The 12,127-nt window shown below is 44.5% G+C and carries 12 protein-coding genes; all 12 read left to right on the top strand.

The features are described from left to right. Positions 1 to 44 precede the first annotated feature (44 nt). The 12 genes from GT019_RS31625 to rfbB all read left to right on the top strand — a co-directional run bounded on the left by GT019_RS31625 (position 45) and on the right by rfbB (position 12,030). Positions 45 to 1,256, top strand: a complete 1,212-nt coding sequence (locus GT019_RS31625) for a class I SAM-dependent methyltransferase (RefSeq protein ID WP_201755537.1) — start codon at positions 45 to 47, stop codon at positions 1,254 to 1,256. Positions 1,257 to 1,499: 243 nt separating this feature from the next. Beyond that, positions 1,500 to 2,456 carry an NAD-dependent epimerase/dehydratase family protein gene (locus tag GT019_RS22730; RefSeq protein WP_161745723.1) on the top strand — a complete coding sequence of 319 codons (957 nt, stop codon included), beginning with the start codon at positions 1,500 to 1,502 and terminating at the stop codon, positions 2,454 to 2,456. Then, on the top strand, positions 2,449 to 2,886 hold the full coding sequence (locus GT019_RS22725) for a dTDP-4-dehydrorhamnose 3,5-epimerase family protein (RefSeq protein WP_201755536.1): 438 nt from the start codon (positions 2,449 to 2,451) through the stop codon (positions 2,884 to 2,886). Before GT019_RS22730 ends, GT019_RS22725 begins: the two co-directional genes overlap by 8 nt. Beyond that, on the top strand, positions 2,883 to 3,719 hold the full coding sequence (locus GT019_RS22720) for a sugar nucleotide-binding protein (RefSeq protein WP_161745721.1): 837 nt from the start codon (positions 2,883 to 2,885) through the stop codon (positions 3,717 to 3,719). Before GT019_RS22725 ends, GT019_RS22720 begins: the two co-directional genes overlap by 4 nt. A gap of 21 nt (positions 3,720 to 3,740) precedes the next feature. Then, complete coding sequence (wecB, locus tag GT019_RS22715) at positions 3,741 to 4,865, top strand: non-hydrolyzing UDP-N-acetylglucosamine 2-epimerase (RefSeq protein ID WP_161745720.1); 1,125 nt, start codon at positions 3,741 to 3,743, stop codon at positions 4,863 to 4,865. Positions 4,866 to 4,877: 12 nt separating this feature from the next. Then, positions 4,878 to 6,782 (top strand): glycosyltransferase family protein, encoded by a 1,905-nt coding sequence (locus GT019_RS22710; RefSeq protein ID WP_161745719.1) that lies wholly within the window; start codon positions 4,878 to 4,880, stop codon positions 6,780 to 6,782. A 280-nt stretch (positions 6,783 to 7,062) separates the two neighbouring features. Continuing rightward, positions 7,063 to 8,193 carry a dTDP-4-amino-4,6-dideoxygalactose transaminase gene (rffA, locus tag GT019_RS22705; RefSeq protein ID WP_161745718.1) on the top strand — a complete coding sequence of 377 codons (1,131 nt, stop codon included), beginning with the start codon at positions 7,063 to 7,065 and terminating at the stop codon, positions 8,191 to 8,193. A gap of 52 nt (positions 8,194 to 8,245) precedes the next feature. Then, positions 8,246 to 9,181, top strand: a complete 936-nt coding sequence (locus tag GT019_RS22700) for a methionyl-tRNA formyltransferase (RefSeq protein ID WP_161745717.1) — start codon at positions 8,246 to 8,248, stop codon at positions 9,179 to 9,181. A 127-nt stretch (positions 9,182 to 9,308) separates the two neighbouring features. Then, a complete protein-coding gene (locus GT019_RS32710; protein ID WP_161745859.1) occupies positions 9,309 to 9,668 on the top strand; it encodes a DUF1919 domain-containing protein in 360 nt (119 codons plus the stop codon). 10 nt (positions 9,669 to 9,678) lie between these two features. Further along, positions 9,679 to 10,422: a sugar phosphate nucleotidyltransferase gene (locus tag GT019_RS22690; protein WP_161745716.1), complete on the top strand. Its 744-nt coding sequence runs from the start codon at positions 9,679 to 9,681 to the stop codon at positions 10,420 to 10,422. Positions 10,423 to 10,447: 25 nt separating this feature from the next. Beyond that, positions 10,448 to 11,005: a dTDP-4-dehydrorhamnose 3,5-epimerase gene (gene rfbC, locus GT019_RS22685; protein WP_161745715.1), complete on the top strand. Its 558-nt coding sequence runs from the start codon at positions 10,448 to 10,450 to the stop codon at positions 11,003 to 11,005. 8 nt (positions 11,006 to 11,013) lie between these two features. Beyond that, positions 11,014 to 12,030 (top strand): dTDP-glucose 4,6-dehydratase, encoded by a 1,017-nt coding sequence (gene rfbB, locus GT019_RS22680; protein WP_161745714.1) that lies wholly within the window; start codon positions 11,014 to 11,016, stop codon positions 12,028 to 12,030. The last annotated feature ends 97 nt before the right edge of the window (positions 12,031 to 12,127 follow it).

Here is a 12,127-nt window from a genome sequence, read left to right as displayed (position 1 = left end):
GAATGATTAATTCTATATGAGATTCCTCCATGCGGAAGTAGGGAATGAATTTGCAACTTGGGAAATTATTAATTGAGTTCATGGCTAGGCGTTATGAGAATCCTGCGTTATCCTATTTTGCGATTTTCGGCGCTGGAGATAACGGACGACAGCTTCAACGGATTTTCGAAAATCATGGGGTGAATCTGGATTTTTACGTGGATAACGATCGTAATAAACAAGGTCAATTTATTAATGGTGTGCCTTGTATTTCCGTAGAAGATCTTGTCCCTTATAAAGATAAGGTCACCGTATTCATTTCTCCAACAGAGTCCGACGGCATTGAAGAAAATTTAAAGTATCGAGGTATTCAGCATACTATTCCATCAGAGATTATAAAAATTATTCGTTTGTTTCCCCAGTCGAGAATTACGGATGCTTTTGAGAATTTACCGCCGATTGGGCATTTCTATTCGTTGTATCCGGATATTGATGAAGTAATGCGTAAAGAAGATCGAGTATTTAATCAAAATAAAGAAATAGTAGATGTTGATCTTAACGAGGAACAACAGGTAATCGTATTACGCCAAATGACACAGTTTTATGATTCTATACCTAGATGGGAGCCTATTTCTAATACAAATATCGTCTCTCCACTGCGATATAGATATGGAAACCCCAACTTGAGCGCCGGAGATGCAATCGGATTGCATTGTATGCTTAGATTACTGAAACCGAATAGACTTATCGAGGTTGGATCAGGCTATTCTTCGGCTGTGACATTAGATACGAATGAGTTTTTTCTGGATAATTCGATCAAGCTTACTTTCATTGAACCCTATCCGCAATTGATAAAGTCTTTGCTTAAGACGGAAGATGTCATCGAGCTGTTGGTACAGGGGCTGCAAGACACATCTCTGGTTGTGTTTGAGCAGTTGGAAAGTGGCGATGTACTCTTCATTGATTCGACGCATGTTACGAAGGTTGATTCGGATGTAAACTACTTGCTATTCGAGGTTTTACCGCGTTTAAAGTCCGGCGTTATTATTCACCTCCATGATATTTTCTATCCTTTTGAATATCCCAAAGAATGGATATTAGATGGAAGGTGTTGGAATGAGCTATATATACTAAGGGCATTTCTTCAGAATAATTCTAATTACTCTATTATTTATTTTCAGAACATGATGGAGAAGAAGCATTCAGAGATATTCAAACAAAAATGGCCATTGGACATATCGTTTCACGGAGGGAGCATTTGGCTTCGGAAGGAATAAACATTATGCTTCGATTCTAATGGGGGAGATCCAGCTGTTTATTACGGCGGCGCTAAAAGGGTATCTGCCTTAGATAATATTGAAGGAGTGGACTACACTTCTGAAAGTGTCTTTATGCTTATCACAAATTGTATTTGATAGATGAATGCAAATATTTCGAATCGCTTTAGAGAATGACTGTAATTTACGATATTAATAATATACTTCACTGAAGTGACTCATTACTCAAAGGGGTTTGTGATTATGAAAAAGGCACTTATTGTTGGCGGCGCCGGATATATTGGCGGCTATATGACCGATCTATTACAGCAAAGCCCAGAATTCGATATTACGGTGTATGATAATTTGTTGTTTGAAAATTACTACTTGAAGAACGTTAAATTTATCTATGGAGATATTCGAGATCGAGTGAAATTAGCGAGAATCCTACCGAATTATGACATAGTCATTTGGCTCGCGGCGCTCGTTGGCGACGGCGCGTGTGCAGTGAATCTACCGCTAACGGAAGAGATTAATGCTTCTGCTGCGAAGTGGTTGACGGATAATTACGATGGTACGATCGTATTCATGTCAACTTGCTCGGTTTACGGAATGAATAAAGATTTGATTAATGAAGATGCGACGCCAAATCCATTGTCAGCATATGCTTCGACGAAGCTTGAGGCTGAACAATATATTGTGAAACATGCAGCAGATTATTTGATCTTCCGATTAGGCACGCTCTATGGCGTTGGTGATTTGTTCTCTCGCCTTCGTTTTGACCTCGTGGTTAATGTTCTTACGCTTCATGCAATTCAAAAAGGTGAAGTGTCTGTTTTTGGCGGGCAACAATGGAGACCGATTCTGCACGTTAAAGACGTGGCGCATGCTGTTGCTTATTGCTTAAAGCATAATGTACGTGGACTGTATAACCTTTCGGAACAGAACGTTGTTATTGCAGACTTGGCAGAAGAAATTGTAAAAATTGTTCCTAATGTGAACATTAAGCATCAGGACATTAAGTTCGAAGATTTAAGAGATTATAAAGTAGATAATAATCGCATTCTAGCGACTGGCTGGCGTCCTAAGTTCACATTGACAGAAGGAATCGAAGAAATTGCATGGGCGATCTCAGAGAGTCGCGTAAAAGACCCGAATGCTCCTGTGTATTCCAATGTCGCTTATATGCGTGAACTGGAGAGGAGCGGTGTGCGTGGGTAATCAGATAGAATTGATAAAGGGTGGATTGGCGGTAGACGACCGTGGCAGTTTGCGCTTCGTGAATGATTTTTCATTTGCAGGTGTAAAACGTTTCTATCAGGTAGAGAATCATCGACAAGGGTTCATTCGTGCATGGCATGGGCATGAACGTGAAGGTAAGTATGTCTACGCAGTTTCCGGATCGGTACTTGTAGGAGCAGTTCCATTAACGGCTTCAGTCGGAGATTTGGCCGCTGTGAAGAAGGTAGTGTTATCCGATCAGTCGCCGGCGGTGCTATGGATTCCTCCTGGCTTCTACAACGGATTCATGAATTTATCGGCGAATTCGAAGTTGTTGTTCTTCTCGACGTCCACGTTAGAAGATAGTCGTGACGATGATATTCGTAAGGACTACGACACTTGGAACATTTGGCAGGAGGATTTTCGATGAAGCGAATTTTAGTGTTGGGCAGCACGGGAATGCTTGGCAATGCTATCCTCAATCATTTTGCCAGCTTACCTCAGTATGAAGTAATAGCGACATACCGTACAGATGACGCGAAACCCGAGTTGGATAGGTCAATCAAAGATGTTATTTATTTCGATGCGGCCAATCCTTCTCTCGATGAGCTCCCAGTGAAAATTGATTATATGATTAATTGCATTGGCGTGATTAAACCATTCATGGCAGCAGATCCTATCGCGGCGATTTCTCTTAATTCTCTTCTCCCTTGGAGACTCGCTGATTGGTGTCATCAGCATGGCAGCCGACTTTTGCACATAACAACGGATTGTGTCTATTCGGGAGCAAAGGGTAAATATCTAGAAAACGACCTACACGATGCGTTTGATGATTATGGTAAGAGCAAGTCTTTAGGTGAGTGCACAAGCAGAGCAATGGTTCTTCGTACGAGTATTATTGGTGAGGAGATTCATAAATTTGCAAGTCTGATCTCCTGGGCGAAGAATCAGAAGGGGAAGACGATCGGGGGCTTCTCGACTCATCTCTGGAACGGTGTAACGACTAACCAGTATGCGAAGATTTGCGATCGAATCATTAGCGAGGATTGGTACGAAACGGGACTGTTTCATATACATGCGAAAGACGATGTCAGCAAGTTAGATATGATGAACTACTTCAATGAAACGTTCGACCTCAATCTCACTATTGAAGAGAAGATGCCGGTTTCTGTAGACCGTACACTTCGTTCGGAGAAGTCGTTATGCGCCAAGCTAGAGATTCCTACAGTGCGCGAAATGATTGCGGAATTAGGAGCACGTTAGTTCTATGTGGGTGGGGGAAATATGAGGAAATTAAAGGTTATGACGATCATTGGTACGCGTCCCGATATTATTAAGCTTAGTGAGATTATCAAGAGGTGTGATGTTCACTTTGAGCATGTGTTGGTTCATACAGGACAAAACTATGATTACGAACTGAATCAAGCTTTCTTTGAAGATCTTGGTTTGCGCGCGCCCGACTTTTACCTGAATGTTGCAGGAAGCAATCTCGGTGAGACGATGGGAAATGTGTTGGGGAAATCATACAATTTAATGGCAACAGAGCGTCCTGACGCTCTGTTGGTCCTTGGAGATACGAATTCTGCACTTTGTGTGATTTCAGCTAAAAGGCTGAAGATTCCGATATTCCATTTGGAAGCCGGGAATCGTTGTTTCGATGAGAATTTGCCTGAGGAAGTGAATCGGCGAATTGTTGATCATACGAGTGACGTCAATTTATGTTATACCGAACATGCGCGACGGTATTTGTACGCAGAAGGACTTCGTAAAGAATACACGTTCGTTGTCGGTTCACCGATGAAGGAAGTGCTAGATAAGAATAGGCAGACAATAGAAGCAAGCGATGTTTTGAGCAGACTCTCTCTTGATTTAAAGCAATATTTTCTTGTCTCGGCACATCGGGAAGAAAATATCGATATAGAGGCGAATTTCATATCATTAATGAATGCAATAAATGCGTTGGCCGAACAATTCGCGATACCAGTCATTTACTCTGTTCATCCCCGCAGCGAAAAGTTCATCAAGGCAAGAGGATTTGTATTTCATCCTAATGTTCGAGCGATGAAGCCGTTTAATTTTAGCGATTACGTGACATTACAGAAGAATGCTTACTGTGTGGTATCTGATAGCGGGACGTTACCAGAAGAGGCGAGTTACTTTCGATTCCCTGCAGTTTCGATCCGTACGAGCACAGAGCGCCCAGAGGCAGTGGATAAAGGGAATTTTATTATCGGTGGTATAACGGAGGAAAGCCTGCTCCAAGCAGTTCAACTTACGGTTCGATTGCACGAATTAGGAGAGAATGGCGCTGGAGTACCGGACTATAGTGATGATAATGTATCTGCTAAAGTCGTAGGTATCATTCAAGGTTATGTTGGTGTTATTAATCGCATGGTATGGAGAAAGTAAGGGTGTGAATGTATGAGTCAGTTTGTATTTCCCTATCGTTCGATAGAGGCGGGCAGCAGGATCGTTCTGTATGCTGCAGGTGATGTAGGGCAACACTACTATAGACAGTTACAAGCGACAGGTTACTGCGAAGTTGTGCTTTGGGTCGATCGAATGCCCTATGCAAGTAACGTTCATCTCCCCGAGACAATTGCTACTCTTTCGAGTGACGAATACGATTGGGTTGTGATTGCAATTGAACGTATTGAGCTGATCGAAAGCATCAAAAACTTTCTTATTACGCTAGGAGTACCGCTTCATAAGATCGTGGACAAACCGCCTGCGGTGATACCTTTAATTAGTCGCTACTCTCGGTTGACTCTTCGTGAATGGTTAGAAGATACGAGCCGTGTTAAGAACGAAATGTTGAGCTATTTCGCTAGGTCAGAAGGGCAGATCTATTACTTCGAGTCACTGATACAAGAGATGAAGGGAAGTTGTCAATATGACAAGACGCAAAAGAGTGTCGTGCAGCATCGAGCCATCCAACTTATTGAAAATGAGTTGATTTCAACGGAGATGCGTTTAGTATTGCTGCGATTACTGCTCGAAGCAGATTGTTTCGACAAGCGAATGATGCGATTGTTCGTGAAGTATATCGGGGAGTTACGTCATAATTCTGCGCAGAAGTATTGGCTGATTAATGATGTGTCTTCAATTTGGATGCATTATGCTGACATATTATATGAGGATTTTTGGCTTGATAAGCAGCGTGTAATGAAAGACTACGCTGAAGAACTTGCCTTGTCGTGGAATCCCTCTCCGTATCGTAATGGGAGTAATCGAACGCTATGCGTTCTTACGGTTGGTTTTGATTTTGATTCACCTATAAAGTTTACTTCACCTATCACGAAGGAATTACTAAGAAGAAATTATCAAGTTCACGTTATTGATCTGCTTCCATTTCGTAACGATTCCGGTGCTAACTTTTTGCAGCCGAAGTATCCTCTTTTATTGTCTGGTATTAGCCCGGATCAATACGACCGAATCCAAACTTATTATCCCGAACCGATTCATCTGCATTATCCGAATTCAGTTACAATGAGGGATCGGCAACAAGAAATATTGGATTTGATTAGCAGCATAAATCCTTTTGGTATTTTGGATTTATCAGACGAGCTGGGGTTTATCTCATCCTACTACTACCAGGATTACCCAACAATTCATTTACCGGTCCGCAAAGTGCGAGAGTCGAGTTCTTTCTTCCATCGGTTCGTAATTCCAAGTAATCTTCCGATTGATGTCCAAGCACCAATTCGAGAAGATCAAGTGTTGCCTGCCCCATTCCTTGTCGAATATGTATCTCCTAAGCGAGAGTTTAAACGTAATGAGTACGGATTTTTGAGCGATGATATTCTTGTGGTGACGGTAGGCCACCGTCTAAATGTTGATATTAATCCAGAGTTAGTAGACAAATTCTGCACGGCGATGTGTGCCAATCCTAAGGTGAAGTGGATTTGCGTCGGTCCAGATGAACATCGCTATATGGTTGAGAGATACTCCAGTCTCATCGGGAAGCAAATTTATTTGTGGGGCTATGAAGATGACTTGCCGGCATTGTATGGTATGTGTGATATTTATCTCAATCCACAACGATTCGGTGGCGGGTTAAGCATAGCGTGGGCGATGCAGCAGGGGCTAGCGTTGGCATCTCCGCTAGGAGCCGACGCAGCGATGATGTATGCAGGAGAAGAATTGGCGGTACAGGACGAAAAGGAACTAGTTTCGTATGTGATGGATTTGGCGAATAGCCCGGGCTTGCTATCGAATAATCAAGCGATAATGCGTCGGAAGGCTGCTGAGTGGAGCATAGAGCGATTTGTGGATGCATTAATTGAAGGTATGGTCGAGATAGCCGAAGAATTCGAAGCAATGTAAGCATGTTGTTATTGAGAAACTTCTGTTTTATGCGAACCGGAAGTTTAGTACGATACCGGGTTGCACCTGAAGTGTATGATGCGATTCGCGCTGTACGATATTTACTTATTTTACTATGTTGGGGCTAAGGGAGTAGTAATAGTCGCTTGCTGGCGACGAGAGCTCTCATGGCATCAATGAGCGTAGAGAAATTATTCCCCCGGAGAAAAACTATCACCTGGCATTGAACAGACTGGAACGAACGAATTTTTGTTACCTTCGGAGGGGAGTATGACGATCGATGTCCATTCCTTTTAATAAATCTCCTGTTATTGAGACATCTATGCTCTATCTGAACCAAGTGCTGAACGGGCGGCTCTCCGGCGATGGTCTTTTTACGGCCCGGTGCTCATCGTGGATGGAATCTCGATTTGATGCCTCCCGCGTACTCTTGACGACTTCAGGCAGTCATGCCTTGGATATGTCGGCGCATCTTTGCAAGGTGCAGCCTGGGGATGAAGTGATTATGGCCTCGTATACATTCTCTTCGACGGCCAATGCCTTTGCGGGGCGTGGGGCGAAGATTGTGTTCGTTGATATCCGTCCCGATACGATGAACATCGATGAGACGCTGATCGAAGAGGCGATAACGGAACGTACCAAGGTCATCGTACCGATGCACTATGCCGGGGTATCCTGTGAAATGGATACAATTACAGACATCGCGCGACGATATAGGTTGCTTGTGGTCGAAGACGCAGCTCAAGGTGTGATGTCAACCTATAAAGGCAGGTCTTTAGGTACAATTGGTGATTATGGCTGCTATAGTTTCCATGAAACGAAAAATTATAGTATGGGCGAGGGCGGGGCGCTGCTCATCCGTGACCCGTCTGCTATCCAGAAAGCAGAGATTATTCGTGAGAAAGGGACAAACCGTAGCCGTTTCTTTCGCGGAGAAATCGATAAGTATTCATGGGTAGATTGGGGTTCATCTTATTTACCTAGCGAGATGAATGCGGCTTATTTGTGGTCGCAATTAGAAGTAGCAGATGAGATCAATCATGTTCGATTAGCAAGATGGCGGCAATATTACGAAGCGCTTTTACCGCTAGAACATGATGGGCTTATTGAGCTTCCATATATCCCCATGGACTGTATACACAACGCTCACATGTTCTACTTGAAGGTGGCAAATGAGAGTGTTCAGTCCGGGTTGATTAATCATCTAAAGAAAATGGGCATTACTGCAGTGTTTCACTACGTACCGCTGCATAGTTCGGATGCAGGGCGGAAGCTCGGAAGATTTCATGGTGAAGACAGATTTACGACGAATGAAAGCTCGCGATTGATTCGGCTTCCGATGTTTTATTCGTTATCCGTGCAGGAAGTCGAGGCAGTCGTAATGGGTGTTTTTAATTACTTTAAGCAATAAGAAGCTATTTTGTTACTACATATCTCAATCCAGTAAGTGAGGAACATGAAGGATGAGAAACGGCCTGCTTACAGACAAGAAATTGCTGTGTTTCCTCATGACGGATAAAGGTCTGTCATCTTTGGATTATGCTATAAATAGAGGGTACAGAGAAAATATCGGCTGCGTCGTGTCTTACAACGATAAAAACATGAAGACTGATGATTCGCAGAGAATCTTTGCACTGTGCGAGGAACATGGAATTCCGCATTTCGTTTGGTTCGAGGTTAAGGATCATCTGACCAAGCTCATCGTCAATCACAATATAACAAGCGCTGTAGCAATATCGTGGCAATATTTAATTGATCTATCGATTAATACACTCTTACAAGACGATCTAATCATATTTCATGATTCTCTTCTGCCCCGCTACAGGGGATTTACACCGACAGTGACAGCGATGCTTTGTGGAGATCGGATGACGGGAGTTTCGGTTATCAAAGCATCCGAGCAAGTGGATAGCGGCGATATCATCTTACAGAAACAAGTGGACATATCGAATGAGGATTACATCAAGGATGTTATTGAAAAGCAATCCATGATTTATGCGGAATCCTTTGTCGAAATCATCGATAGGTTGAGGAAAGGGAACCTACTAACGTATCCCCAAGATCATGCCTTGGCAACTTACAGCGTGTGGAGATCCTTGGAAGATTGCCGTGTTGACTGGTCTCTTAGTGCCCGTATGATTCATATCTTAGTTCGCGCAGTTAGTTCCCCCTACCCGGGAGCCTATACATTCTACGAAAATAAAAAAATCATTATTAATAGAGCTGAAGTGTTGGATAAGGATATAATATTTGCAATTCGAGACTTCGGGAAAATATGGTTGATACAAAATGGGATACCTGTTGTCATTTGCGGCAATGGAATGTTGGAAATTACAGATGCTGTATATGAAAATGGAGAAAAAGTGATTTTTAACAAGTTGCGAGTAAGATTGAAGTGAAACTCACGGCAAATCGGTTACCAGCTTGCTATGCGCTATCGGTGCAAAATATCGATTATCTCAAGAAAGGGTAAAAGGAGCGCTGAGATGTCTGCTTAATATTAAGCGCGAATATCCGATAGGCTGAATCGATGATGCAGAACTGCATTTCAATCATTATTTCTCTTTTGAAGAGGCAATTAATAAATGGAATAGCCGTGTCACAAAAGTGAACTGGGATAACCTGTTTGTTATGATGTATACAGAAGATTATGGGGAAGCGAGCCAATTCATTGACTTGCACTATGCGAATAAAGTTTGCTTTGTTCCCTTTGAAACGTCCGAGCCATCATTATTGCCGATTCCTTATAGCAGGATCGACGAGATGAGCAATGTGCCGTTCTGGGCTATTGTAAACGGCTTAGCACAAGGTACTTACAAGTATTATAACGTGCTCGAATTATTGCAAGGCAGCTTAAATCACGAACGGATCGAATTTCGACACTAGGGGGCTCTACATGAAGGGCATCATTTTAGCGGGCGGCACTGGCTCACGATTATACCCGTTGACGAAAGTAACGAATAAGCACCTGCTCCCTGTCGGAAAGTACCCGATGATTTTCCATTCGGTCGCGAAGTTGAAGGAAGCTGAGATAACCGATATCCTAATCGTAACAGGCAAAGACCATATGGGCGATGTGGTCAATCTGCTCGGCAGCGGTGCAGAGATGGGCGTGTCCTTCACCTACAAGGTGCAAGACGAAGCAGGCGGAATCGCACAGGCGCTAGGGCTCGCTGAACATTTTGTAAGAGATGACTCAATGGTCGTAATCCTGGGCGACAATGTTTTTTCGGACAGCATTGCTCCGTACGTGCAAGGATTTCGCAAACAAGGCAAAGGTGCAAAACTCCTTATCCAAGAAGTGCATGATCCGAAGCGCTACGGTGTGCCGGAGCTTAATGGCGATCAAATCGTCTCTATTGAAGAAAAACCGCTTGTTCCTAAGAGCAGCTATGCCGTGACAGGCATTTATATGTTCGATTCGCAGGTTTTCAACATTGTGAAGACGCTCAATCCCTCGGCACGAGGCGAACTGGAAATTACGGACGTGAATAATACGTATATTTCTCGCGGAGAGCTTAAATACGATATACTCAAGGGCTGGTGGACGGATGCAGGCACGCATGCGTCGCTGGCGAAAGCCAATGAGCTGGCGCAGGATCTACTGTTCGGCGAGGAGTTCGGCAAACTGAAGCTGTAGGTAAGGAAAGGGTGCTTTTCAAAAGATGAAAATCATCGACACGAAGCTCATAGGCGCAAAGTTGATCGAACCCGCAGTCTTCGGCGACCAGCGGGGATTCTTCATGGAGTCGTACAATGCGCAGCGCTTCGCCGAGCATGGACTAACCCACGCGTTCGTGCAAGATAATCATGCCTTGTCCGCGGAGGCCGGTGTGCTTAGAGGGCTGCATTACCAACTAAGCCCTAAGGCGCAAACTAAGCTCGTACGCGTTACGGCTGGCGCGGTCTACGATGTCATCGTCGATCTGCGTCGCGGTTCGCCGACTTACGGGCAGTGGGAAGGGTTTACGCTATCGGCGGAGAACAAGCGCCAGCTGCTCGTTCCGAAGGGGTTCGCGCATGGCTACTGCACGCTTGAGCCGAATACGGAATTCCTGTACAAGGTTGATGATTATTACGCACCCGAACATGATCGCGGCATTGCATGGAACGATCCGGCGTTGGCGATAGACTGGCCGACCGTCACGCCGATTCTGTCGGGCAAGGATGAGAAGCATCTGACGCTCGCGCAAGCCGAGCATAATTATACATTCGAAGGGTGAGTCTGGCTATGCGTATGCTTGTTACCGGCGGGGCCGGATTTATCGGAAGCAACTTTGTGCATTACATGCTGAGAGAGCATCCGGAAGATATCATTATCAATGCGGATTCGTTGACATATGCAGGAAATCTCGAAAATTTACGCGCCGTCGAACAAGAGCCGAACTATCAATTTGTTCGCGTCGACATTACGGATCGCGAAGCGCTTCGTCCTCTGTTTGAGCAGGAGATTGATGTAGTCGTGAATTTCGCGGCGGAGTCGCACGTGGATCGCAGCATTTTGGAACCGGACGTATTCGTGCGCACGAATATTTTGGGGACGCAGACTTTGCTCGATTTGGCTAAGGAGTTTAAGGTTCGCAAGTTTGTACAAGTATCGACGGACGAAGTGTACGGTACGCTCGGCGATACGGGACTGTTCAGCGAAACGACGCCGCTTGCCGCGAACAGCCCATATTCCGCCAGCAAGGCGGGAGCCGATCTGCTCGTGCGCGCTTACCATGAGACGTTCGGATTGCCGGTGAACATTACGCGCTGCTCGAATAATTACGGTCCTTATCAATTCCCGGAAAAATTGATCCCGTTAATGATTCAGAACGCGCTTGCGGATAAGCAACTGCCGGTATACGGTGATGGGCTGAACGTCCGCGACTGGCTCTATGTCGAGGATCACTGCAAGGCGATCGATCTCGTGATTCGCGAAGGCGCAACTGGTGAGGTATACAACGTCGGCGGCAACAACGAGCGGAATAACCTGCAAGTGGTAAGGACGATTCTGCAAGAACTAGGTAAGCCGGAGTCGCTCATCACGTACGTGACGGATCGCCCGGGTCATGACCGTCGTTATGCGATTGATGCATCCAAAATTCGCACGCAGCTTGGCTGGCAGCCGAAGTACAACTATGAATCAGGCATTGTCGAGACTATCCGTTGGTATTTGAGCAATCAAGCGTGGATGGAACAAGTGAAGTCCGGCGGTTATCGGGATTATTATGAGATGCAGTACGGAGAACGGTTAGGAAGCTAACGAAAAACTACGAGACGATAATAACCAAACGGAAATAAGCCGTCGAGAAGCGCAATGTATTCGCTTACAAAAACTTATTGACAAATTTGTGAAGCCT

It is taken from the genome of Paenibacillus glycinis (genome assembly GCF_009909185.1).
GTDB classification, from domain to species: Bacteria; Bacillota; Bacilli; order Paenibacillales; family Paenibacillaceae; genus Paenibacillus_Z; species Paenibacillus_Z glycinis.
This window is presented reverse-complemented; position numbering and strand designations above follow the sequence as displayed.